29 protein-coding genes are annotated in these 22,514 nt (G+C 61.2%); 16 read left to right on the plus strand and 13 right to left on the minus strand.

Translation table 11 applies throughout. The features are described 5' to 3' along the window. The 16 genes from WC683_06800 to WC683_06875 all read left to right on the plus strand — a co-directional run bounded on the left by WC683_06800 (window position 1) and on the right by WC683_06875 (window position 14,016). On the plus strand, window positions 1-531 hold the full coding sequence (locus WC683_06800; protein MFA4972304.1) for a hypothetical protein: 531 nt from the start codon (window positions 1-3) through the stop codon (window positions 529-531). A 21-nt stretch (window positions 532-552) separates the two neighbouring features. Then, complete coding sequence (locus WC683_06805) at window positions 553-2,832, plus strand: hypothetical protein (protein MFA4972305.1); 2,280 nt, start codon at window positions 553-555, stop codon at window positions 2,830-2,832. Between the two features lie 19 nt (window positions 2,833-2,851). After that, a complete protein-coding gene (locus WC683_06810; protein ID MFA4972306.1) occupies window positions 2,852-7,420 on the plus strand; it encodes a sigma-70 family RNA polymerase sigma factor in 4,569 nt (1,522 codons plus the stop codon). A gap of 1 nt (window position 7,421) precedes the next feature. Further along, entirely contained in the window at window positions 7,422-7,565 is a 144-nt protein-coding gene (locus WC683_06815; protein ID MFA4972307.1) for a hypothetical protein, read from the plus strand. Continuing rightward, window positions 7,558-7,845 (plus strand): hypothetical protein, encoded by a 288-nt coding sequence (locus WC683_06820; GenBank protein MFA4972308.1) that lies wholly within the window; start codon window positions 7,558-7,560, stop codon window positions 7,843-7,845. The genes WC683_06815 and WC683_06820 overlap by 8 nt, the downstream gene beginning before the upstream one ends. Next, entirely contained in the window at window positions 7,842-9,572 is a 1,731-nt protein-coding gene (gene terL / locus WC683_06825; GenBank protein ID MFA4972309.1) for a phage terminase large subunit, read from the plus strand. The genes WC683_06820 and terL overlap by 4 nt, the downstream gene beginning before the upstream one ends. 635 nt (window positions 9,573-10,207) lie before the next feature. Continuing rightward, window positions 10,208-10,408: a hypothetical protein gene (locus WC683_06830; protein ID MFA4972310.1), complete on the plus strand. Its 201-nt coding sequence runs from the start codon at window positions 10,208-10,210 to the stop codon at window positions 10,406-10,408. 37 nt (window positions 10,409-10,445) lie between these two features. Then, window positions 10,446-10,754, plus strand: coding sequence for a hypothetical protein (locus WC683_06835; GenBank protein MFA4972311.1), 309 nt, complete (start codon window positions 10,446-10,448; stop codon window positions 10,752-10,754). A 62-nt stretch (window positions 10,755-10,816) separates the two neighbouring features. Beyond that, a complete protein-coding gene (locus WC683_06840) occupies window positions 10,817-11,017 on the plus strand; it encodes a hypothetical protein (GenBank protein ID MFA4972312.1) in 201 nt (66 codons plus the stop codon). Between the two features lie 47 nt (window positions 11,018-11,064). Continuing rightward, on the plus strand, window positions 11,065-11,271 hold the full coding sequence (locus WC683_06845) for a hypothetical protein (GenBank protein MFA4972313.1): 207 nt from the start codon (window positions 11,065-11,067) through the stop codon (window positions 11,269-11,271). A 160-nt stretch (window positions 11,272-11,431) separates the two neighbouring features. Beyond that, window positions 11,432-11,692, plus strand: coding sequence for a hypothetical protein (locus tag WC683_06850; GenBank protein ID MFA4972314.1), 261 nt, complete (start codon window positions 11,432-11,434; stop codon window positions 11,690-11,692). A gap of 39 nt (window positions 11,693-11,731) precedes the next feature. Next, the gene (locus tag WC683_06855; GenBank protein ID MFA4972315.1) at window positions 11,732-12,223 is read left to right on the plus strand and encodes a hypothetical protein; all 492 of its coding nucleotides are present in this window, start codon (window positions 11,732-11,734) and stop codon (window positions 12,221-12,223) included. 53 nt (window positions 12,224-12,276) lie between these two features. After that, window positions 12,277-13,065: a hypothetical protein gene (locus tag WC683_06860; GenBank protein ID MFA4972316.1), complete on the plus strand. Its 789-nt coding sequence runs from the start codon at window positions 12,277-12,279 to the stop codon at window positions 13,063-13,065. 33 nt (window positions 13,066-13,098) lie between these two features. Then, window positions 13,099-13,500 carry a hypothetical protein gene (locus WC683_06865; protein MFA4972317.1) on the plus strand — a complete coding sequence of 134 codons (402 nt, stop codon included), beginning with the start codon at window positions 13,099-13,101 and terminating at the stop codon, window positions 13,498-13,500. Beyond that, window positions 13,497-13,733, plus strand: coding sequence for a hypothetical protein (locus WC683_06870; protein MFA4972318.1), 237 nt, complete (start codon window positions 13,497-13,499; stop codon window positions 13,731-13,733). The genes WC683_06865 and WC683_06870 overlap by 4 nt, the downstream gene beginning before the upstream one ends. 91 nt (window positions 13,734-13,824) lie before the next feature. Further along, window positions 13,825-14,016, plus strand: a complete 192-nt coding sequence (locus WC683_06875) for a hypothetical protein (GenBank protein MFA4972319.1) — start codon at window positions 13,825-13,827, stop codon at window positions 14,014-14,016. Between the two features lie 112 nt (window positions 14,017-14,128). On the opposite strand, the gene WC683_06880 is transcribed toward WC683_06875, so the two are convergent. The 13 genes from WC683_06880 to WC683_06940 form a co-directional block, all read right to left on the minus strand. After that, window positions 14,129-15,559: a replicative DNA helicase gene (locus tag WC683_06880; protein ID MFA4972320.1), complete on the minus strand. Its 1,431-nt coding sequence runs from the start codon at window positions 15,557-15,559 to the stop codon at window positions 14,129-14,131. After that, window positions 15,474-16,148, minus strand: a complete 675-nt coding sequence (locus WC683_06885; protein ID MFA4972321.1) for a DnaD domain protein — start codon at window positions 16,146-16,148, stop codon at window positions 15,474-15,476. Before WC683_06885 ends, WC683_06880 begins: the two co-directional genes overlap by 86 nt. After that, window positions 16,145-16,585, minus strand: coding sequence for a hypothetical protein (locus WC683_06890; protein ID MFA4972322.1), 441 nt, complete (start codon window positions 16,583-16,585; stop codon window positions 16,145-16,147). Before WC683_06890 ends, WC683_06885 begins: the two co-directional genes overlap by 4 nt. A gap of 98 nt (window positions 16,586-16,683) precedes the next feature. After that, a complete protein-coding gene (locus WC683_06895; protein MFA4972323.1) occupies window positions 16,684-16,974 on the minus strand; it encodes a hypothetical protein in 291 nt (96 codons plus the stop codon). 86 nt (window positions 16,975-17,060) lie between these two features. After that, entirely contained in the window at window positions 17,061-18,218 is a 1,158-nt protein-coding gene (locus WC683_06900; GenBank protein ID MFA4972324.1) for a DNA adenine methylase, read from the minus strand. Next, window positions 18,205-18,372: a hypothetical protein gene (locus WC683_06905; protein ID MFA4972325.1), complete on the minus strand. Its 168-nt coding sequence runs from the start codon at window positions 18,370-18,372 to the stop codon at window positions 18,205-18,207. Before WC683_06905 ends, WC683_06900 begins: the two co-directional genes overlap by 14 nt. Then, window positions 18,369-18,743 carry a hypothetical protein gene (locus WC683_06910; protein ID MFA4972326.1) on the minus strand — a complete coding sequence of 125 codons (375 nt, stop codon included), beginning with the start codon at window positions 18,741-18,743 and terminating at the stop codon, window positions 18,369-18,371. Before WC683_06910 ends, WC683_06905 begins: the two co-directional genes overlap by 4 nt. Next, window positions 18,740-18,925 (minus strand): hypothetical protein, encoded by a 186-nt coding sequence (locus WC683_06915; GenBank protein MFA4972327.1) that lies wholly within the window; start codon window positions 18,923-18,925, stop codon window positions 18,740-18,742. Before WC683_06915 ends, WC683_06910 begins: the two co-directional genes overlap by 4 nt. 1 nt (window position 18,926) lies before the next feature. After that, the gene (locus WC683_06920; GenBank protein MFA4972328.1) at window positions 18,927-19,157 is read right to left on the minus strand and encodes a hypothetical protein; all 231 of its coding nucleotides are present in this window, start codon (window positions 19,155-19,157) and stop codon (window positions 18,927-18,929) included. Next, a complete protein-coding gene (locus tag WC683_06925) occupies window positions 19,154-19,438 on the minus strand; it encodes a hypothetical protein (GenBank protein MFA4972329.1) in 285 nt (94 codons plus the stop codon). The genes WC683_06920 and WC683_06925 overlap by 4 nt, the downstream gene beginning before the upstream one ends. Window positions 19,439-19,442: 4 nt before the next feature. Then, window positions 19,443-20,321 carry a hypothetical protein gene (locus WC683_06930; protein ID MFA4972330.1) on the minus strand — a complete coding sequence of 293 codons (879 nt, stop codon included), beginning with the start codon at window positions 20,319-20,321 and terminating at the stop codon, window positions 19,443-19,445. 580 nt (window positions 20,322-20,901) lie between these two features. After that, on the minus strand, window positions 20,902-21,894 hold the full coding sequence (locus tag WC683_06935) for an ERF family protein (GenBank protein MFA4972331.1): 993 nt from the start codon (window positions 21,892-21,894) through the stop codon (window positions 20,902-20,904). A 10-nt stretch (window positions 21,895-21,904) separates the two neighbouring features. Further along, window positions 21,905-22,393, minus strand: coding sequence for a siphovirus Gp157 family protein (locus WC683_06940; protein MFA4972332.1), 489 nt, complete (start codon window positions 22,391-22,393; stop codon window positions 21,905-21,907). Window positions 22,394-22,514: the final 121 nt, after the last annotated feature.

The following is a 22,514-nucleotide window of genomic DNA, read 5'->3' on the forward strand; positions in this document are numbered from 1 at the left end:
ATGGAACCGATTTCGTGGGCCATTCTGGCAGCGATTATGATGGCCTCTATGGCGGGCACATCCGCCGTCATGGCGAACCAGGCGGCCAAGCGCAATGAGGAGGCGCAGCAGGCCGCGCTGGCCTTGCAGCAGAAACAGGCCGCCGATCAAGCATCCGTCGAGGCGGAGAAGGTGGAGCAGCAGGCGCACCAGATGGAAAGCCGCATTCGCGTCGCCGCCGGGGAGTCGGGCATCGGGCTGGGCGGCACCTTCGAGGCGTTGACGCGCCAGACGCGCATGGACGAATCATGGAATCTGAACATCATCAACCAGAACATGCGCAACGCGCAGTTGGGCATCGCCAGCCAGTTCCAGCCGCAGCCGCGCACGAACCCGCTGCTCGCGGGCATCATGGGCGGGTTGCAAGGCGCAAATATGGGCATGAACCTGTCAAGCAACCTCTCCGGGATTCAGCGTACCAACGCGCTCTATGCGCCGCCCGCGCCCGCCGGTTCCTTCTCGTCCTACAATACATCCTTGAACTTCCGGTAAGGAGCGACCATGCCACTGCCGATGAACACGGGAATCAACGCGCCGCGCTCCGGCATTCAGGGCGGACTCACGGCTCCGGGCGCGCGCCCGCAAATCGCGCCGCCGGGCACGGACTATCCCGCCGCGCTGGCGCAGTTCCTTCAGGGCGGCGTCCAACTCACCGGCAGTTACGCGCAGGCGCAGGAGGCCGAAGGCGAACTGAACTACGCCCTCGATCAGCCCATCATCGAAAAGGCCATTGCGGAGGGCAACCCCGGCGCTATGCTCCGGACTGAACGCGCACAGAAGGTGCTCATGGGCGCTCTGGCCGGCGTGGTTGACTTCAATCCCGACACGGCGCTGGACGCCGAAGATCCGCATGGCTCTTACGAACGGTGGCTGGACACGGTATCGCAGAATCGTCCGCCGAGTTTCAAGGCCGCGCTTCGCTTGCGCACGGAACCGCAAGTCGCTAAATGGGATGCGGAGAACAAGGTCTCCACTGCACGCGCGACGCTCGACAAGAACAGCAAGGACGTGATCGGCTTCTACGCGCGCACGAACTTGACGGACTCCGGCATTGAACGATTGAAGGAAGTACGTTCCGTGATTGGCCCCATCGTCAAGGCCGCAGGGGGCGACGAAACGGCATGGTGGAGCAATATGCTCCAGAACATACGGCAGAACTACGCCGCGCAGGGCAACTTGGCCAGCGTCAAGAACATGGCGACGCTCCTGCCTGAAGATCAAGGCCAGGCCGAGAATATCGCGCGGGGCGTTTATCAGAAGAACCTTGCGAACCAGATCGAAGGCATGGAACTCAACTCCATCACTGCGCCCGAAGTGTTTGCAGCCATTCGAGGCACGGACCTTGAGCCGGGGCAGAAGGATGCGCTGATTCGACAGGGTCAAAGGAAGATTGGCGACCAGATGCTATTGACGGTGGACCAGTCATTTCCCAAGTACACCGACCCGAAGATGGTCATGGCCGCCCTTGAGAGTTATAGCAAGGACGTGTACAAGGCCGAAGCAGACGGGCTGGTGCATCCCGACGACCTCCCGTCACTGATAGGCCGCGCACAAGGCTACGCGCGCGACGCCATTGAGGCGTTGAACCGGCAGGAGCACATTTATTCCCTGAGAGGACTGGCGCGCACGGATGGACTTCGCGCTACGGACGGCACCCATGACGAGCGGCAGCAAGTTCTTGAAGAACTCGTCGCGCCGAATCTGGTCCCGAACCTGTCCGAGGCGAACGCGCTTTCCATTGTCGCCGCGTTGAAACCCAACGTGGTATGTGACGCCGTGCAGCAGAAAATCCAAAACGCCAGCAGGTTGCTCGTGGACTTGTCCGACGAAGCGGAAATCACACCGGACATGGCGGATGGCGTTACGTTGGCGTATGCGTTCCTCGATTCCGACGACATCACCTTGCGCGGGAAATATCTCAATGACGCCGACGCCAAGTTGCTTGGGACGGTGCAGTTGTACGAGAAGAAATATCCCGGCGAACGGAAGAAGGCGATGATGATGGCCGCGCGTTCCATCCGCGCATCCAACATCGAACATGCAACAGTCACGCCCGAAATCACCGCCGCCGTAGCGAAGTCGCGCCAGCAGGGTTGGTTCATCTTTGACCCGGTGTTCAAGGACACCGAACTCAAGAACCCCGTCTATGCGGAACAGCGCGTTGCCGATGAGGCGGCGGTCTACGTCAAACTGGTCCCCGGCCTTTCTGCCGAGGATGCCGTAAAACGGGCAACGAAAGACTTCTGGGCGGAACACCTGCTCGTTGGCGGATTCGCAGTCTATGTTAGCAATGCGGGCATGACACAGCAGGATGTAAGTTACGCGCCGGCTACGCTTGCGGACTGGATGGACACCTACTGGAAGGAGAACCCGAAGGAAGCGCAGTCCATCATGGACAGCATGGATATCCCGTATGAGTGGAAGACGCCAAAGGCCGTCCGGTATGCGGCACTCACCAATCCTCTCATCGCGCAGGCGACCGCCGCCTATGAAATATTCGGGGATCATCGCACCCCCGACGCGCAACGTTACCTGTCCTTGCAGTGGAACGACGTGGAACGGGCGTTCCGGCTCGTTACACCCGACGGCTTTCCGGTGCAGAACTCTTTGCAGGGATGGATGCCACTGGACAAGCTCATGGATGCCATCCATGAAAAGCACAAGGCCGCCGACAAGGCACTTGCCCTGGAACGCGGGATTGCCAAAGAAGTGAGAACGCAACAGGGCGAACGGGCGACTTCGGGCGTCATGCCCAAACCCGCGCCGGGCGGCAAGGTACGCTATGAACAGTGACCCCAACGCGACCCCATCCATGCCGGACACGTTTACGCCCGAGTTGATGCGGACGCAGCGCGAGTACGTTCCCGCCGTGGACCCGGGCCAATTGGGGCAGGCGTTGATGATGAAATTACAAGCCGCAGATCGGATGCACGCGGCCATCTTCAATTCCATCGCCAGCCGCAAGGAGCCTCCCAACGCCCCGAAGGACTGGCTTATCCAGCGGCACTGGGACGAAGTTCAGGCGCGCAAGGAACGCTACGCCTTTGGCGCGTTTGTCAAGGTGGACGGGAAGTGGGTGCGCGAAAAGGCGACTTGGCAGGACAATCTCTGGGGCACCATTGCAGACCTTTACGGCAACAACAGCGTAGGGTATTTCTGGTCGCATGACACGCCGGAAGAATACGATGCGCGATTACGCAAGATTTTCTTCTGGCTTGACCCCAAGCCAGTCGAGCAGTGGTGGACGCCTGAGATTCAGAAGCAGATCATGGGCGACCTGCCCGACGAGTACCAGACGAAGGTGTTGACGCGCGCCGTGTCCGACCGCCATGCGACCTTGATTGCCGACCAGTACCGCCAGGAACTCAAGCGCGGCCAGCGATTGAGCGAGATGGGTTGGCCGGGCACTATCGGCCAGTTTGCCGCCAGCGCGCTGGACCCGGCGAACGTTGCCTTTGCGACCTTCACCGGCGGCTTTGGCGCTTCATGGGTATCGGCGTCACGCTTCGGCAGAATGGGCCGGGCCATGCGGGCGGGCCTGTTCAACGTCCCCGCCGCCGCCGTCATGGACGTGCCGCGGATGATCTATGACCCGCACTATGACGTGAGCACCGCGGCGTATTCCATGTCGGCGGCTTTTGCGTTTGGCGCGGCATTCGGGGCGGCCTTTGACCCCTACCGTGCGCAGGCCGTCAAGGCCATGAAGGAGCAGGAGCTTTCCGATATCGTCGAAGCGGGTGCCAAACTCACGGCAAAGGGCGAGAAATACTACGCCGACGTGCGCCCGCTGCCGGAAGTGGCGCGCCTTCAGAAGGCGTCCGCGCAGAACATCGCGCAGATGAACCGGATCATCGAGGAAGCGAACGGTATGCCCGGCGGCGGGTTCAAGTCGCATGAGGCGATAGAAGCCTCATTGCGCCAGCCGGGCAAGTTGGGCGACGCCATCATCACCGAGGCGGGCCTTCGGGCCAAGACTCCCTTCGGCACCGCGCCGCTCATTATCCCCGACATCGTTGAAGGCGCACCCATCGCCCCGCCGGCGGCAAAGCCCGTGACGGGTACAGTGAAGCCGCAGGGGACGGAATGGCTACGCCCCATGCTCTACACCGAAGCGCAGAAGGCGCGCGAGACGGCAAAGATGCTGCCCGCGCCCGCGCAGAAGCCTACCGCCGCGCTGCCATCCCCGAAAGCCGCTGCCGCGTTGCAGGCCCCCGTGCCGACCGCCGCCGAAGTGGTCGCGCGCCCGAACGCGGCATTCGACCACATGCCGTTCGTCGCGCAGACTGTGCGCAAGTGGTACAAGGGCCGGTTGCAGAAGGCCAACTTGGACGACGCCATCAGCGACGCCATGACGCACGTAGCTACGAAGTGGGGCCAGTATGACCCGTCGAAAGAAAAACCGACGACATGGATGGGCAAGGTCATCAAGAACCACCTCATCAACGCCGGGGAGCGCATCAAGACGGAAAAGGCGGCGCTGCATAGCCGCAAGGCCGCACCACTGCCACGCGGCGCAGTTCTTGAACCTGACGAAGTGGCGCTGTATGACACGCTGAACTCCGACGTGCGCGCCGCAGTTGACGAACTCACGGACGTTCAGAAGAAGATTGCTCTGTCCCGACTGATGGCGGACGACAAGGCGACCTACCGCGCGCTGTCGAAGCAGCTTGGCATATCGCCAGAAACGGTGCGCACTTACGAGAAACTTGCCAAAGAGAAGTTGGCGATTTCCCTGAAGAAGTACATCCCCATCGCAGAGGGCGGGGAACTGCCCGGCGGCCCCGGCGCGCAGAAGATGCACTGGGCGGTCGAAGGCAAGGACTTCGTGGACGCCTACCTTGATGCCGTAGGGCAGGTGGAAAACATGCCGTTGGGGCGCGAGTATGCCGGGCCGCGCGGCTGGCTGGGCATCCTGTCCTTTGACTTGCGCGCCAAATTGGGGCAGGGTGAACCTGCACAGCGTGGACTGGCGCGGCGCTTGGCGGGCAACCTGTTCCCCGACGAGACTGGGGCGACGCATTGGGCCAGTGCCTACGAAGGATTGATGCTGAACCGCGCCGTGGATGCCATGAAGATCACCTACGCCTATGAACCGGCGTTTACGGCATTCCGCAAGCGCATGAAGGCGCGTGGATTATCAGACATTGACATTGAGCGCACCCTGAACCAGACATGCGCCGACGCCGCCAACGCCGACCCCGTGCGCCTGAAGGCCATGATCGAGGCGGACCCGGAAATCGCCGATGTCGTCAAGGCGTGGAAGGAACTGGACAACGGCCTCTGGGAGCGCGGGATGCGCCAGAAACTTGCTGGGTTCACGCCGGAGAATCGGATTGACAACTACCTCATGCGCAGTTGGCGGCAGGATCAGTTGCTTGGCGCGTTCGCCGAGCACGGGGAAGATTACGTCCATGCCGTCATCGTCAAGGGCCTTATGAATGAGACCCCGGAACTGAATCCGAAGTTGGCCGATTCGTTCGCCAATGCACTCGTCAAGAACACACTTTCGCGCGGACTGGACGGGGAGAATCACTTCTGGCGGTTCAAGGGGAGCGAGACGGAAATGCTCCGCAATATTCTTGAGAACGCCGGGCACAACGCCGACGAGGCGACCAGCATGATAAACGCATGGAACGCGGCGAAGCAGAACAAGGGCATCGTCAAGGGACGAATGATGGTGGATTATTGGGCTGAGATCCCCGGCAAGGATGGGAAGACCCTGCGCCTGCGCGACCTGCTGGACCGTGACTTCAACAACCTCACGCGCCGGACGATCAACAACTTCTGGGGCGCGCTGATGGAATGGCGCGTCCGCACGGCCTATGCCGAGTACATTGACACCCCGACCCCGGCGAAGACGGGAATCATCGCCGACTGGACGACCGAGCAGGGCGGGGATTGGATGGAGAACTGGCATGTTCCCGAAATGCGCCAGATTATTGCCGACGCCAACAAGCGGGCCTTGTGGTCGGCATTGCACGAAGCCAAGACCGCCGTGGGCAAGAAGTGGGCCGCGTTCAAGCAGCGCAACCAGGCCGCACGGCTTGAGACGATGCACCGACTTGTGCTGGGGATGCCCGCACACCCGGAACCGGCGTCCGAGGGCGCGCGCGTGGCCCTTCTCACGCTCAAGCGGCTGCGCAAGGCCGCGACGGTCGTGTTCGGGATGCGTTTTGGCGCGGCGCAGTTGCCCGACACGGCATTCATGCAGGCTGAGTTTGGGCCTGCCGCGTTCAACAAGCAGTTCCCCGCGCTCATGTCCTTGCAGCGCGATGCGCTTTCCGGCAAACTGTCCAATGCCACCCTTTCAGGAATTGAGGCGTTGTATGCCTGCGACACGGGCTGGGGACATTTCGCGCATATGACGCCCGACGATTGGGTATCGCGGCCAGAGGCGGCACTTGGCCGCGTAGACCGCTGGCTTGACCAGGCGCATGAAGCGACGCTGAAGTGGTCGGGCTTCCGGGCCATTGACGCGCGGCAGAAACTTGGCATTCGCGCCGTGATTCTCCAGCGCGTTCTTGACGACGCCTACGGCGGTCAGCGCATTTCCACCAAGCGGCTTGGCCTCATGGGTTGGTCCGAGAGCGACTACGACCAGATTCTTTCCGCCATGCAGGAACCCGGTGCGGTCGAAGCGACCGCCGGGCCGATGACCGGACGGCGATTCATCAAACTGAACCCTGAGAATTGGAAGAATCCGACGGCATTCGCCAAGCTGTATGCCGGGGTGCAGCGCGGGGCAGAACAGTCCATCATCGAGCCGAACCCCATGATGCTGTCGAGCTTCATGTCGGGGGAACTGGCGCGTTCGTTCCTGCAATTCCGGTTCTTCAATCTGGCGGCGTGGCGTCAGCACCTTCTGCGCGGCGTCTACCTGCACGACGCGGAAGCCATCAGCGGGGCCGCCATGTCCTACTTCTACGGCGGGTTGATTGGCACAGGCATAGTCTATTCCAACGCCCTGGGCCGCCCGGACAAGGAGGAATATCTCAAGCGGTACATGACCCCGCGTTCACTCGCCGCGGGCGCGTTCCAGCGGTCCGGTTGGTCCTCGATCATGCCTTCGTTGATTGACGCTTCGGCCTACACGCTGGGCCAAGACCCGATTTTTGCCAACACCTACCGTACCACAGGGTTACAGACATTCGGAATCGCATCCACCCCGTCGGGCGCACTGATTCAGGGCGCATGGGAAGCGGAGTCCGGGGCCATGAAGGCCATGACGCGCAGCGATACCGTATTCTCTCAGCAGAACGCGCAGCAGTTTAGGCGCATGATGCCGTGGAGCAACATGTTCCTGTTCAGTAACGTCACCAACTATGGGATCGGGCATTCCGGGTTGCCGCCGAAGTCCGCAGTTCCCCTGAAGGAGCGATAACATGCCGCGCAAGATGAACGGGAAGACGTTGACGGAACACGAGCACGAAATCTGGCGGGCTGTGTTCAGCAACACCCATTCCGGGGCGATTGCCACTGCCGCCGTGAAGAAGCGACGCGCCAAACGGAGGAAATCCCATGCCTGACGCCGATCCGGTTCTACGTGACCTGTCCGATGAACTGGCGCGCGCTTTGCTTGACGCCATCAGGAATGGCGTGGACGCCGTGGACCAGAAGACAGGGGAAATCCGCAAAGTCGCCGCATCCGCCTCGCACCTGAACGTCGCCCGGCAACTGCTCAAGGACAATGGCATCAGCCGCAAGCCCGTCGAGGGCCAGACGTTAGCCGAACTGGCCGATGAACTGCGCATCCACCCCATGCCGCCCATGTCCAATGAGGATCTGAAGGACGAAGCGGTCGCATGACCGAAGCGGAACTGCGCCTCTACCTGAACAAACTCCGCGATGACTTCGTGTTCTTCTACAGCGAAGTCCTGCGCCTGTATAAAGGCATCGAGCCTTGCGACGTGCAGAAGGACATGGCATGGTGGGCGGCCTGCGGGCCGCAACGCCGCGGCATCCTGGCCATGCGCGGCATCGGAAAAACCGAGGTAATCTGCGCACTGTCCGACTGGCGCATCATGCGCAACCCGGAAATGGAGCGCGTTCTGGCGTCCTCCCCGTCCGCCAACAAGGCCCTTGAAACCCTGCACCTGGCGCGCGGCTGGCTCCTGCGGATACCCTTCCTGCGGCATCTGGCACCCACAGCGGACAACGACGACAAGTACCGCGATTCGCAGACGGCATTCGACGTGCCGCAAGCCCTGATTGACAAGACCCCATCATTCCAGGCCATCGGACTCACAGGACAGCGCACGGGGAGCCGCGCGACGTTCATCAACCCCGACGACGTTGAGACCGACGAAAACACCATCACCCGCGACCAACGCGCGCGCCTTGAACAGCGGTTCGACGAGTTCGAGCACATCGCCAGCGAACAGAAGTCCGAAATCCTCGTGACCGGCACATACCACCATGAGGAATCGCTGTACACCAAACTCATGCAGCGCGGGTACGAGTTCCGCACCTACCCCATCTGCTACCCCGCGAATCCTACTACCGTGCCCGGACTCGCGCCGATCCTCCTGAAACGCCTTGAATCCGGGGCAAGCCGACCCGGAGACCCTGTATTCCCCGTCCGTTTCGGGCAGGAGTACGTCCTGAAGCGGCAACTCCGTATCTCCAAACGTTCATGGGCGATGCAACTGATGCTCATGCCCGGAGTACAGGAAGGCGACCGCCGCCCCCTCAAACTGCACGATCTGGTCGTTATGTCACTCCACCGCGACCTCGCCCCCACTCTGGTAGTCTGGGGCACGAAGACCGCCGCCGGATCATCGTCAAGAGAGGACATCCCCTCTCCCGGCATCGCCGGGGACGGGTTCTATGGCCCCGTGTTCGTCTCCGCAGACTTCGCGCCCTACCAGGGCTGTGTCTGCTGGATTGACCCCGCCGGACACGGCGAAGACGAACTGGCATGGTCCATCATGGGTCAACTCAACGGAATGCTGTTCTGGAAGCATGTCAACGGCGTCAAGGGCGGCGCTACCCCAGAAAACCTCATGAAAATCGCCACCTCATGCCGGGAACATGGCGTGACCGATATCACCGGCGAGTCTAACTTCGGCGGAGATACCCTCTTACGACTGCTCGAACCCATCATTCGCAAGCTTTCCTGCAAGGCAGGGGAGCACCCCACCTTCCCCAAAGGCTGGACCGCATCCGTCCACATGGAAGGCGTCCACTCATCCGGCCAGAAGGAACTCCGCATTACCTCAGCACTCGACCCCATTATGGCCCAACACCGGCTGATCGTCTCAGATTCCGTCGCCCGAGATTCAATCGCCATGCAGCAACTTGCCCTGATCACCACCGAACGCGGCGCACTTGACCACGAAGACCGCCTCGAATCAGCCGCCGGGGCCGCCGAGTTCTTCAAGGACTGCCTCTACCAAGATGCCGAAGTCCTCTCCAAACGCGACCCCGAAGCCGAACTCATGGAACTGGTCGAAGCATACCGTAAACGCTTTCACCCCGAACCGTCCGGTGGATGGATTCAGTACCCAAGCCCGGTAGCACAGAACATGCCGTAAAACGCTCTACGGTGCCCCAGGTTGAACGCAGGCCACCTTTCACGTACTTTCGTACCCAAACCGAACCCCCACTCACTGTAGGGCATCCCTTGCACTGCCATGCTTACCCAACGTCTGATAATAACATCAATATCGCTCCCCCGCGCGCGCGTTAACAGTGTACCCGCGCGCGTTAAGACTTAATCCCACTCCAATTCTCAATTCTCAACGCCGTTCTGTGATTACCCTGCCATGTTTCAGAATGAAAATTGAAAAGGGGAAGTCAGATATCAAGACGTTCGCCGCATCCCCCCTTCCCCCCTGTCTGAAATCATCATGGCGGCCCATAACTGATATTATCAGACGTTGAAAGGCCCATGAAATCAGGGGTAAAACGATATGCAAAGCCTGTGCAATGCAGGGGCAAGGACCAGGGGGGGATCCACATGTAGGACCAACCCATCGTCATTTCGTGTTTTTTCTCATCCTTCTGCCATGCCTTCATTCCCCTTTTTTGTCTGATTGGCATGGCTTTTCAGGCTGATTCTATTGGCTTTTCTACGTGGCGGGATCAGTGATTTAACAGAGAACGGTTGGACATTGTGGCATGAGACTGTATACTGATAGTGGCTAGGGGCAGGGAAAAGGAGACGACGATGAGAAGGTATATGGCGTGTGCGTGGGGTCCGGGACTCTGGCGTGTTGGATATGCTCTCGGTGCCAACGTCTGGAACGTCATCCATCCAATACCCGATGTGCGCAATTTCGACACATACGAGGAGGCTGACCAGGTGGCGTTGCGGGTGTCGCGCGGCGAGTTCGGGCACGAGGTGGGAGTTTATGTCTCTATGCGATAGACCGCGCCCGGCGGGTCCGGGAGTGGAGGGTAGTAACGTGGGAATCAGCAAGGATCGGGACGCGATATGCACGGGTTGGCGGTTGCGGGGTATGGGCTTGGAGAGCGATGCGCTGTCCGATTGGATGGAAATTCACAGGCTCAATGAACGGATAACGTCCTTGTGGACGGCCAACAACAACAGCAAGGGCCGATGGCCCCAGGACATGTACGCCCGCAATGAGGCGGCGCAAGGGCGGGGATGTGTCAAGGCTAAGGCCCTAGCCGACAAACATCACTGGAAGATTGACATGAGCGGCGGTCTGTGGTGGACGGTGTACAATCGCAAGGGCGAAGCTCTGAGGTAATCCCACATCGGGCCGGGGCGCGCCGGATACGCGCAATGGCATGGGGCATGGAGGAGACGACGATGGCGACGACACGGGCGTACAGTCTGCGGCAGATGGACGGCGGCGATTATGTGTTTGCACGCGTGCTTGACGACGCGGCGGCCTGCGTTGCTGATGTGCGGTTGACACGCGGGGCAGAGCGATCAGAGATTGCCGGACTGCGGCGCGCGATCAACGCGCATCTCCGCAATGGCGGGACGCTGTATAACTACCAGTGGTGACTCCGCGCCGGGCGGCTCCCGGCAGGTGGGGCATGGAGGAGACGACGATGGCGAGACGCTGGTATCTCAGAAACGGCAGACGCACGAGCGAGGCTACAGTGCGCGCTGCGCAACGATCTGCGGAAGAGGCAAAGCGTACTGGAAAGATGGGTAACATTCCGTGCAGCATCCAGCCCGCAGTTGCGCGTGGCATCCGCGATATGACCGTCACGGAGTTTGCGCAGTGGTCGGGTTGCTTTACGTGGAGGGACTGACATGGATGGTAGTGGCGGAGACTTTGGCTCTGGCTTTTGCATGGGGCTGCTGGTTGGCTATGCAATCTTGTTTCTCTCTCTATACTTTGGAGCGCATAGGCCAAAGCACTGACAACCGCGCCGGGCGGTTCCCGGCGGGTAGGGCATGGAGGAGACGACGATGGGTAGCGCGAGACACGGAAATCGAGGTTGCGTGACGAGTCTGATTGCGCGGGGCAAGCTGGTCCCGGCAACCGCCGCGCATTACAACGTGGCGGTTGGCTTTGCCAGCGTGTGCGGCGGGAAGGCACACCGGCGAGGGCTAGCAATCGAGATCACCGGCACCGATCCCGGAACGAACAAGGTCGAGTACAAGGCGCAGTTGCGCGAGGCGTTCCGCAATTCGGGATACGCTGCGTGCCAGGTCAAGATTCTGAGTTGACAACCGCCCCGGCGGGTCCGGGATTGAAAGGGTTGTAACGTGAATACTGCAACGGTTGCGGAGATGGTCAAGGGGAACGTGGAGCCGATAGCAGAGCGTGACGCCGTGCTGGCATGGTGCGAGAAGAATCAAGGCAAGGTGTTGCGGTCCAATGGCATACCGGAGGGGTTCGTGATCCGCCGGGAGTACGGTATGACACATTTGGAGCCGTCGAATCGCCAGCGGAGCGGAGCGGGGTTCCTGCTGTGTCACAGTGACAAGGGCGTGTTGGTGCCAACGCCGGACGAACTGCGGGCGCGCAATGCCTGCTACTATGCGGCCCGGGACGAGCGCAACGCATACCGGGCGGCGTTCCTGGCCGATCTGGAGCGGGTGTCTTTCATGCAGGGCGCAGTTGATCGCGTGGCGTTTGCGGTTGCGGAATATCGGCGGGCCGTGGCAGCGCTTCAGGTTGTGGCGGGGTATCCGAATCCCGATCACTACGCTCTGGAAGAACTGGCGGGCGTAATCAAGGAAGAACGGCAGAGGTGAAGTAATCCCACATCGGGCCGGGGCGCGCATGGTAACGCGCTGAGGAGAGGATGATGATGGAATATAAAACTGTAACTACGCAAGCCGAACTTGAAGCCGCCGTAACTGCGGGATTTGGCGTTCGAGTTGACGCGACATGGCGCGCCTCGGCGCACGTCGTGGCGTGGGCCTCGGCGCACGTCGTGGCGCGGGGGTCGGCGTACGTCGAGGCGTGGGGGTCGGCGCACGTCGAGGCGTGGGACTCGGCGCACGTCGTGGCGCGGGGGTCGGCGCACGTCGAGGCGCGGGACTCGGCGCACGTCGAGGCGCGGGACTCGGCGCACGTCGAGGCGTGGGACTCGGCGCACGTCGTGGCGCGGGAGTTTTCGTCTGTCACCCATTTCGGCGCGTCTGTCGTTATCAAGTTGCTCGGCAAGGCGCGCACCACGGTCGTGAAGTACCCGGCGTCTGTGAGCGTATGGGCCAAACTCAAGGGGCTGGCAATCGTGCGCGGTCACATGACGTTGTGGAAATCTACTCGCCCAGACGGCACAGATTTTAAGACAGGAAAATGCCAGTACGGGACAGGTATCGTGACTGTCGCCCCGGAATGGGACGCACAGTACAAAGATGAGTGCGGCAAGGGTCTCCATCTGGCAGATTCGCCTTCTGCGGCGAGACTATTTGTGCCAGAGGCGTACCGCGAGACGTTCCGGTTGTTCAGGGTATCCGCCGCTGTGAAGGATTGCAGATGCTTCCCCGGCCTACCCAATTATCCAATGAAGTTGCGGTCGCTAGCCTGCAAGGGCATCGCGGAAGTGCCTCGCGATTATATCGAGGGCGAGTCCGATGGAAACGCCTGAACCCTACGTGACCGCTCTTGACACGTTACCGCTGTGGCGCAGAAACGACGGCGACGGCAGCAAGGTCGCATCGAGGCGACTCGTTGCCAATGGCAAGGCGCGGTTACAGCGGCTTCAGACATTGCGCGCGGACCGTGGAATACTGGGTATCTCAACGACGACGACAATCACGCATTGGACAACCTGCGCGTGTTTGGCGGCCCCGATGGCCGTATGGTTGCAGATACCATGTGGCCGGATCGTGGACATGGCGAGGCGGAACAACGCGCTAACGCCGCGCTGATTGTCCGCGCCGTCAATTCACACGATGCGCTGGTGGAGGCACTGCGTGGGCTATACGAGGCTGCGCTTGACACGATAGCGACAGGTGTACCGGCGGCGCATTTGGACTCTGCCGCAGAGGGAGCGAGGATTGTACTGGAGATCACACAATGAAACACTACTCCTACACGATGGAAATGCGGACGGTGAGTGGGGTTGGTATGTCGAGGGGAAAGATCGTGCGGACAACTGCGCCGCCGCTAGAATGTGCAATCGTTGGCTACACGCAATGGAACTCCAATCACCAAGCGGCCGTGACAATGGCGCAATGCGCCGTGAAAATGCGAGAGATCGAGGACATGAAGGCCGCCCGCGCCGCCCTGGCCCTAGCGGAGGGCAAGGAATGAGTAACACGCTTCGCGTCTTTCTGGTGCTGTTCGTTATGGCCGTTTGGCAATGCGGATTCTTGTTGTTGTCCTTGTGGTGGGAGAAGCGGAAATGAGCGAGATACCGGGAATGAGCGGTGAAGCCGTGCTGGCCTTGCGCAAGGGCTTGGGACTGTCCCAGGAGCGCATGGGAAGGCTACTCAACGTGTCATGGCACACCGTGAAACGGTGGGAGAGGTATGGGATCCCGGCGGTGAAGGCCGCCGGCGTCAAGGCAATGCTGGAGAATCAGAAAATGGCGTAGCGGTTACGCCTGGGCCGGGTTGCTCATTCGCCCGGTCCAGGCTTTTTCTTGTCGAACACGAACTCCCATATCGCGGCGAACGCAAACGCGGCAAGCACAATCAACAGAAATCTCATAAGCGTACCTCCTTCTCAAACACTTTCATCAGCCGTCCGTTCCATCCAAGTGTGACGCTGCCCACCCCGCCGAAGCGGTTCTTCTCAATGGACAGGATGATCTCGGTGTCCAGACTCACCTGCCCCGTTCCACGGCACTCGTCGCATTGCAGGCCGCGTTGCGTTCCACAGGCAGGGCAGGGGTTCGCCTCTCTGAAATGCGGACGGTTGAGAATCAACACAACGTCTGCCGCCTCCATAATGCCGCCAGATTCCTTCAGCAGTGACGATGCCGGTTGCGGGTTCTGTGCGCTACCTCGCGCCAGTTGCGACAGCAGAATCACCGTCAACCCGGTGGACTGCGCGAGAGCCTTGAGCGTGTTCACTGAAGCGTCAATACCGATACGCCTGTTCTCCTCGTGCGCCTCGCAGCGCAGAAGTTGCAGATAGTCCACGGCCATGACCTTCACCCCATGCTTGCGAATGTGGTGGCGCGCGTGCCCGGCGATCTCACTGGCCGACAGCCGGCGCGCGACCAGATGAAACGGGAGTCCGGCCAACTCTGCCGAAGCGTCCCCGGCGCGCGCCAGGTCGTCACCCACAAGTCCCTTTGATCCGAGTGCCCGCAGCTTCGACGCGCCGATGCGGGACTCGCGGCCGATCAGCGTGGACAGCACCTGCGCCGCACTCATCTCCGCTGAGAAGAACGTAACCGGCGTTCCCATGCGCGCAAGGCTGCACAGCACTTGCGTTGTCAGACTGGTTTTGCCCGTGCCTGGGTATGCCCCGATCACCACGAGACAGCCTTCCGGCAGGCCACCCGTGCGCTTGTCCAGCGTTTCAAGTCCCCATGAGTGGACGTTCGCCTTCTCCAAGCCAACACCCCGGCGCAGCAGCGTACCGATGGGGCCGGATTCCGCATCGGACTCCGGCAACGTGCGCTGAAGTGCTTCCTCCAGCGACGTGCGCACGGTGCCAATGTCCGCGCCACCCGTAATGGCCACCGCTGCCGACTCTGCCGCCGCTTGCACGGAGCGCAGCCGCGCGTCCTCAACCAGAATCCGGGCGTAGGTCTGCGCGTGACTGACGCCCATCGGCCCATCGAGCAGGCCCCATAGAAAATCATGTCCCCCTACCGCATCAAGTTTGCCAGCCGACTCAAGCGCCGCCTCGACGCTTATCACATCAACCGCCTTGCCCTGTGCGGATAGTTCTGTAGCCATTTCGGCTATCATACGAAAGGCTGGATTGCAGAAGTGCTCAGGCTCCAACCCCTCGGCAACTACGGAATGCAGCGCAGCGTTGTCTTCCGTGAGCAGAATCGCCCCGATAGCCGCGCGCTCTGTTTCCTCGTGGCGCATTTCAGTACGGGGCCTCCAACTCGTTTGTGACAAGCCCAAAGGCGCGCCCTGCTGTTGCGGCCAGTGTCGGCGCAGGAACACCTTCACGCGCCCACCGTTGCAGAATCGCTTCAGTGTACGGCCATGACTTCTTTTCCCGCTTCGCGGTTTCCAGTATAGCGGCTTTGACGACATCTGCGCCGTGAAGTGTCAGGGCTTCCCCGATCCCGATGGGTGTCTGCCCGTAGACACGAAAGGCGAGCGCGTCAAGTTCCTTCGGGACAGTAACGGTGTCACGCGCGCTGTCCCGTAGTGTAGTGTCCTGTCCTGTCCTGTCGTCGTTATATCCGTTACTTGCGTTATCCCCGTTACGTGCGTCGGCCCTGTTTCGGTAAGCCGCTTGACGCAAAGCGTTAGTGGGGTCAGGGTTATATCTGCCAAACTTGCCAACGGTAAGAGTAACGGTGTCCAGTGTTATGTGCCCATGAGATTTGGCACAGAGTTTTACAACGGACTCCATGCTCGTATTTGCGTGAAGTAGGTGCTTTTCCGCCTTGTGTCGTTCAATGCTTCCACCGCGCCCAAAGAGTTTCATTACCAGCAGGAGCCGCGTCCATGTTCCGAAATCGGCGTCCGATAATTCACTCGTCCATCCCGCAAAGGTGCTCTCCGTATCGAGCCTGATCCATGCGCTCATGTTGGGCTGTCCCCCTTCTTGGGTATCTCAAGGGTTCCTTGCGCCCGGTGAATCTCACGCACGAGTCCCAGGCGGGTGCGCAGTGTGCTGTCGCCGCAGTCGCCGGCAAGTATTCGCTCGTGTGCCAAATCGGCGGCGGTAATCAGCGCTGGCGGCACCTCCAGTAGTGGGACATGACAGGGTTCACAGACCGTTATCAGGGCGGAATCCGGGTACTCCCACGGCTTTCGCTTGGGCAGGTAGTACCGGTGGTGTACGGAAAGAGTTCTGTCGGACGAGAGACAAAAGCGACACTGCCAGCCGTCCCGCTCCATGATCTGCAACCGCCTACGTTGCCATTCCGGCTTACGACATTGCTCCGTGTACCATTCCTTGCCGCTCATAGTCTTGCTCCAAAGCGAAGCAACGCGCCGAAGGTGTCCAAGCAGGAGGCCCATTGGATAGGGTTTCCGGCATCCTTCGGCGCGTTGCAAGTTTGGTTCATGGACAGCCTCTTACTTGGACACCCATATTCTACCTCACATCCTGTTGCGTGTCAAGGGGTTACGTTGGACGGCATCTTCACATCTCCCACCGTCCCGCGAATGTAGCGCGAGATGTACCCGTCGCGTTTCACCTGGATCAGCACATGCTGAAGGATGTGCTCCAGGTGTAGGATGTACGGCTCGCCCTGGGGCAGGTGCGCCATGACGGCGGAAAGCTCCCCTGGCGTCATGTCACCGGGCACCTTGCGCCCGACCCCAGCGACGAGACATGCAGGCCGCGCGCCCCTGCTCCACCGTCGTCCAATCAAATCCACCATCTGCCTGCGCGTCAGTTCGGCCATGATGCTCTCCTGAAACTCGACTGTAACCTTCCTGCACGATAGGCATGGGCCAGGTGCGCCATCGGGTAGTTCGCCCGGCGAGACTTTCATATCTTCTCCTTCCTTTTCTTCCCCCCGTCGCATTCCACGGGCGCTAGTTCCAGTTGCCGCGCCTTCGGCTTGTCGAACAGGGGCATAAATGCTTCACCGTCCAAACATCCCGGAGAGAACCATAGCCGCTCATTGTGCCGGTTGGCCGCATTGGCCCCATCAGCATTAGCCGTCTGATAGCAGGCGTTCGCGCTGTAGGCGTGTACGCGCCACGTTGCGGGCATCTGCGCTTCATGCTCTGCGGCGTACCCTGCCAGCACAATCCGGTATCGCGGATTCTGCCCATGCTCAATTGCCCACTCGCGCACGGCGTTGCTGATGCTGTGGTCGTCAACGCGATAGAGGTCTTTGGCGCGCACCTCGCCTTGATAGGGCGGGTCAAGGAATACCCCAACCGTATCGCCGTATGCGAGCGCGCCGTCTGTGACCACGCGGGACCAGTCGCCGCAGCAGACGCGGACGCGGCGCAGGCGGGCGGCGAGGGCGCGGAAATACGCGGTCAGAACATCGCCGCCAAACTTGTTGCTGCCAACGCCGACGCTGAACTGCTGACCGAGGTGCGGACGTTTCCGGTTGACGCCCCTGCCCGCGTCGCCGAGGTGCGGGAGTTGCCGGTTGACGCCCCGGCCCGCGTTGCCCAGGTGCGGGAGTTGCCGGTTGACGCCCCGGCCCGCGTTGCCGGGCTTGCATACCACCCCATCCACAATCTGCCACGGCCCGTTCCCCGCGCACCACCCGGAGCCAATCCAACTGTTGATGCCCCACACCCACCAGCCCGCGACCTTCGCATCGTAGAACTCAGGGTCCGCCTCCATGCGCTCGATGCGCTTCTTCCCCTCGTTGACAAGCCACAGGTGCCGGGCAAGCAGGTCCGTTTCGTTCACCGGCCAGTCGGCATATTGCGCCACGGCGTCCGGGTCTGCCGCCAGCGCGCGCCAGAAATTGCTCAGGTACGAATCGGCATCATTGACGGTTTCCGCCCCGGTCATCCATCGGTCATCGCGACGGGCCAGAAGCACCGCTAGACTCCCTGCAAAGGGTTCGCAGTAATTGTCCACTGCGCCCATCGCAGCCCATACGGTATCGGCCACGCGGCGCTTGCCGCCGAACCACGGGAAGGGTGCGCGTAGGTCCGTCCACTCAGGCCAGGTCACGCTTTCTCCTTTTGCCGCCGTCGCATTCCACTCGCACCGGGTAAGTCTTGCCGTCCCATTGCGCGCAGATGGTGCAGCACTCGCTCACGCGGTGCGGCTCGCGGCAATGGCAGCACTCCGGGCACTTGGCCGAGGATCGCGGGCAGCGCGTCATGGCTTCATCTCCTTGACAGCGGCAATCAGCGCGTCGTCATAATCGGCAAACGGGGCTATGCGCGATCCCGGCACGGCCACATAACACACGCCGCCGGTTGTCCCAACGGCAATGTACCAGTGCCGTTTCGCCGCATATTCGCGGCAGCGGTCGCGCCACAGGCACAGGGCGACGTGCTCTGAAATATGGTCGTGCAATTCGCTGGCCATAAACTTCGCATCGTCATCATAGGGTGGCGGGATGCAGTCAACGGCCCATCCGCATACGCCATGTACAAGGCGATAGTGTAGGTCGCCCTCCTGCCATTCGGGCCAGCCGCAGATGGGGGCGGCCTCGGTCTCGTAGCGTTGCAGCGTGTCGGCAATGGTCATGTCCTGCCCCCCTCGCGCGGGGCTTCTGGCGCAGCCTTTGCGGGCAATGTCGGGTGAAGCCGTTCGAGCAGCCGGTCCACCCTTCTGCGCCGATTGACCTCGATCTGCGCGCGCTGTTGTGGGGCCAATCGAATTGCGCGGGCATACGCCCGTAGTTCATTTGCTGTCCAATGCTCTCCCATGTCATCCCTCCCTTGCGGGCAATGGCCCGTCGCCGCAGTCCTCGCCCATGTCGGTCATCTCCAACCACGACGTCTCCATGCCCTGTGCTCCAGAGCGCACGAAGAATAGCCGATTCCCGATGTGCATGGAGATTTCGTCGTCATCCATGCGCTCGATGTGCACCGGCACAGCGTCGGCGCAGATTTCGTCAATCGCGCCGGACTCGTCGAGGCGGACTTCAACCTTGCTCATGGCTTCCTCGCTTTCATTCCGCTCTGGCGAATGCTCTGAAGTGCGGCGCTAACCTTGTCGCCGCAAGTTTCGCATAGCGGGATGCCGAGTACGGTATTGCTCCGCGCGCTGTCCTCAAAACAGGAGTCTACGAACTCGCCGGCCATATACCACGGGCCGATGCCCTCGATGTGCTTGCGCCCACACGCCCCGCACGTCAGCGGGTACTTGAACAGCACGTCGGACTGCTCAGGGGTAAGTTGACACCTGCGCTTGTGCATCCACTTCACTTTCTTGCTCATGTCACTACTCCTTCCCCGCTCGCGGGGCGTCAAACAGCGGCAATGCAGCCACACGCTCGGCCTCGCGCACGGGCAGTTTCCCGCGCAGTATCGCGCACAGTATGGGCGACGGGCCGCGCATCGGCTCCCTTGTATTCGCCTCCAACCATTTTACGCGCCCCGCAGAGCGCAATTCAGCCCCCGCCTCAATGAGCAGGTTCACGTAGGACTGGACGGGGATCATCAGTACCGACGTATTGCCCCGCGCCTGTTCCTCTATGGCCTTGCGGACAAACGCCGTAGGTCCACCGTGCGGAGAGTCCTTCTTTCGGAATGGCGGATTCACGTAGTTGCTATGTCCCCACGGCAGTACCAGCCCATTGTACTCATCCGGGCGCGGACAAGGGCACGGGTCAAAGTCGAAATTGAACTCCGCATTGAGGGCAGCATAAACCTCTGGCGGAGTAAGCCAATAGCGGCGCGCGTCCACCAGCGCGTCAATCTTGCGCCAAGTATCCAGCAAGATCGTCTTCTTCAGTGCGTCCGCCTGCTCTGGCGTAATGCCCATGTCAACCCTCCTTCTCAATTTGGATTCCACTGCGTACACGCCGCGACCTTCAGAGCGTTGCGCATACTGCCAGTCCAGAAGTGGCGATCCATCGTCCATGCCCAGCGCATCGGCAATGCCGTCCCTAACGTGCTTGCCACTTGCCGCGAGATTGTCGCTATCCAGCCCGCGCGGCCCGATGCGTGTTATCAGAATCGTCAAGGGCACACGCGGCGGGGGTATCGCCGTGAGTATGGGCACTGTGCAATTCCACCGCGCCGACGTGCGCTGTCGTTTGGCGCGCGCCGCGCGCGCATACCAGTTCTCCCGCGCGTTGGTCTCGTTGACTATGCGCATTCCGTCTATGCGGACATGCAAAACAGGAACGAGCGGGCGGCCCGAATTGCACGAGGCTCGCGGGGCGTCTGCAAAGCATCCCGCGTTTTGGGGGAGATTGTGAGACTGGCTACTGGGGCAGACGCCCCCCGTTTCGCCGCCTCCCCGCGTGTCACTGTCCACGCCGCGCTCCGCTCGATTCCTTATCACACGCGCACCCTTTCTGTCATGTGTATCTCCGCATGACACGTTGGACACAGCCACATCACCGCCAGGGCTTCACCGTAACCGCGCACATGATGTCCAGCCAGCAATCTGCCACTAACTTGCAGGCCGCATCGCTCGCACCGTGCGGGCTTCGCTAAACGTCCATGACGAACCGCATCGCGCACCCTGCCTCGTGCCCTATCGCGCAGTGGGTTATAGATGTGCCTACCGCCCAGGCGAATACGTTTTCCTCTCTGTGCTCGGTCACACCAGCGGCACACATTCCTCCTACCGTTAGGATAATGAGACAAGTCCTTTGCTTTATGAAACTCACTTGGGGCCAGTTCGCGCTGGCATTTAGTGCATCTGATGCGCCCGCTCGTTCTGACGATTCTCATTTCTGCGCCTCCACCCATGCCGCCAACTGCCCGATCTGATCGTCGCTGGCGCCGTCCATGTCGGAAATCAGAATCGGCTCGTCTGCGAATACGAACTTCAGCCGGTTGGCCTCTGCGGTCAAACTGTCCAACTCAGTCGCGCCGTCAATGTATGCGCCGATGATGGACAACCAGTGCGCCCGGTCGCCCGGCGGAATCTGCGGCGCGGACATGCTCGCCTCGAAGGCGGCGGCCACGTCATTCTCAGCGCACGGCCAGATTGCGCCGGGGAACCCCTTCCCCGCATCGCATTCCCGGTTGCGGCATCGGAATGCGGGCGGCGCATTCGTCCCGGCCTGCTCTGCCGCCTTGCGGCGCGCCTGCCCGTCCCAGAACTCTGTGCCGCCACACGTCGGGCAGGGGAGATCCAATTCGACCACCGGCGATGGGCCATTCTTCGTGTCCACCATCCACGATTTGAGAATATGCGGTCGAGGGGCTTCAGGTTTGCCCTTTGACGCTGGCGGCTTTGGGGCAGCCGCGGCGGGCCGTGCGGGCGCGGGCTTCGCCTGAGCGGGTACAGATGGACGCGGCGCAGGCTTGGCGGCGGCTGGCCGCGCATGGGTAGCCGCGTTGCCGTCGTCATCCTCGCCTTCTGAACATGCCCCGACGATTGCGGCCAAGCCATATCTTCTGGCATATGTCGTGGCACTGCCAACGGCTTGCGGATCGGCCTTTGCGAGTTTTACGGCACAGACTCCCCGCACCCATTGGCCGCTTGTGTGCAACAGCGTCGTGACAACCTTCAGCAATTCGCCGTCGCCGTCGAATGTCTGCACAACGGCCAAGCCGTTTGCGGACAGCGGCTCACGGATGGAATCCCACAGCCCAGCCAGGTCGGTGTATGAACTCTTGAAAAAGGGATTCTCCGCACCGCGCTTGGCTGGCTTCATTTGCGACTGCATCTTGGACAGTGCAACCGCCAAGTCCTTAATGTCCTTTGACTGCATCTTGGCTCTCCTATGTCAGCCGTAGAAATTCGCCGCGCGTCAACGTGCAGCCGGGGACACTCTCCCCGGCCTTCAGCGCCATCAACGCCTTGCCCTTGTCCAATGTGGCAGGCTGCGGCACCATGAACTCGGCGGGCACCAGTGTTGCGTCCAGCACGTCCACGCGGGGCGGGCCTTGCTGTATGCGCGCGCCGCCCATTTTCGTCCCGGCCTTCGGCAGGTGCCGTGCGTCCATCTGGGCCTTGAGATAATCCTCAAGCCATGCGACCTTGTTCATCGCGCTCTTGCGCAATGCGGCAAGCCTGTCGGATTCGACCTTGAACGCATCGGCGTCCGCCTCCACGTTGCGGACAAACTTCACAATGGCCTCAACCTTTTCATCGAAGGCCATTTCCAGCGCGGTCAGGTCGTCGCTCTGCGCTTGCGTCAACTCCCCGTTTTCATCTACGCACTCCATGATGTCGCGTATGCCCGCGGTAATGTCATAGAGAGTTGTCATTCCACGCTCCTATCCCCGGCTTCCTGCCGGGCATCAACCTCAGCGGCGGGGCGCGGACGCCCGCGCATGTGCCCGCGTTCAAGCGCGCGCTGATACTGCTCTGCGCGTTCGGCATCCCCAC

It is taken from the genome of bacterium (genome assembly GCA_041648665.1).
Taxonomy (GTDB): domain Bacteria; phylum UBA10199; class UBA10199; order 2-02-FULL-44-16; family JAAZCA01; genus JAFGMW01.

Bases quoted from the DNA above. Each gene is read 5' to 3' on its own strand.
- WC683_06910 (MFA4972326.1), bottom strand. From the start codon at position 18,743: ATGACCATTGCCGACACGCTGCAACGCTACGAGACCGAGGCCGCCCCC.
- WC683_06935 (MFA4972331.1), bottom strand. From the start codon at position 21,894: ATGCAGTCAAAGGACATTAAGGACTTGGCGGTTGCACTGTCCAAGATG.
- WC683_06860 (MFA4972316.1), top strand. From the start codon at position 12,277: ATGATGGAATATAAAACTGTAACTACGCAAGCCGAACTTGAAGCCGCC.
- WC683_06905 (MFA4972325.1), bottom strand. From the start codon at position 18,372: ATGACGCGCTGCCCGCGATCCTCGGCCAAGTGCCCGGAGTGCTGCCAT.
- WC683_06895 (MFA4972323.1), bottom strand. From the start codon at position 16,974: ATGGCCGAACTGACGCGCAGGCAGATGGTGGATTTGATTGGACGACGG.
- WC683_06875 (MFA4972319.1), top strand. From the start codon at position 13,825: ATGAGCGAGATACCGGGAATGAGCGGTGAAGCCGTGCTGGCCTTGCGC.
- WC683_06940 (MFA4972332.1), bottom strand. From the start codon at position 22,393: ATGACAACTCTCTATGACATTACCGCGGGCATACGCGACATCATGGAG.
- WC683_06840 (MFA4972312.1), top strand. From the start codon at position 10,817: ATGGCGACGACACGGGCGTACAGTCTGCGGCAGATGGACGGCGGCGAT.
- WC683_06845 (MFA4972313.1), top strand. From the start codon at position 11,065: ATGGCGAGACGCTGGTATCTCAGAAACGGCAGACGCACGAGCGAGGCT.
- WC683_06830 (MFA4972310.1), top strand. From the start codon at position 10,208: ATGAGAAGGTATATGGCGTGTGCGTGGGGTCCGGGACTCTGGCGTGTT.
- WC683_06925 (MFA4972329.1), bottom strand. From the start codon at position 19,438: ATGAGCAAGAAAGTGAAGTGGATGCACAAGCGCAGGTGTCAACTTACC.
- WC683_06885 (MFA4972321.1), bottom strand. From the start codon at position 16,148: ATGAGCGCATGGATCAGGCTCGATACGGAGAGCACCTTTGCGGGATGG.
- WC683_06930 (MFA4972330.1), bottom strand. From the start codon at position 20,321: ATGCGCATAGTCAACGAGACCAACGCGCGGGAGAACTGGTATGCGCGC.
- WC683_06850 (MFA4972314.1), top strand. From the start codon at position 11,432: ATGGGTAGCGCGAGACACGGAAATCGAGGTTGCGTGACGAGTCTGATT.
- WC683_06870 (MFA4972318.1), top strand. From the start codon at position 13,497: ATGAAACACTACTCCTACACGATGGAAATGCGGACGGTGAGTGGGGTT.
- terL (MFA4972309.1), top strand. From the start codon at position 7,842: ATGACCGAAGCGGAACTGCGCCTCTACCTGAACAAACTCCGCGATGAC.
- WC683_06915 (MFA4972327.1), bottom strand. From the start codon at position 18,925: ATGGGAGAGCATTGGACAGCAAATGAACTACGGGCGTATGCCCGCGCA.
- WC683_06820 (MFA4972308.1), top strand. From the start codon at position 7,558: ATGCCTGACGCCGATCCGGTTCTACGTGACCTGTCCGATGAACTGGCG.
- WC683_06805 (MFA4972305.1), top strand. From the start codon at position 553: ATGAACACGGGAATCAACGCGCCGCGCTCCGGCATTCAGGGCGGACTC.
- WC683_06800 (MFA4972304.1), top strand. From the start codon at position 1: ATGGAACCGATTTCGTGGGCCATTCTGGCAGCGATTATGATGGCCTCT.
- WC683_06810 (MFA4972306.1), top strand. From the start codon at position 2,852: ATGCCGGACACGTTTACGCCCGAGTTGATGCGGACGCAGCGCGAGTAC.
- WC683_06890 (MFA4972322.1), bottom strand. From the start codon at position 16,585: ATGGGCCTCCTGCTTGGACACCTTCGGCGCGTTGCTTCGCTTTGGAGC.
- WC683_06920 (MFA4972328.1), bottom strand. From the start codon at position 19,157: ATGAGCAAGGTTGAAGTCCGCCTCGACGAGTCCGGCGCGATTGACGAA.
- WC683_06815 (MFA4972307.1), top strand. From the start codon at position 7,422: ATGCCGCGCAAGATGAACGGGAAGACGTTGACGGAACACGAGCACGAA.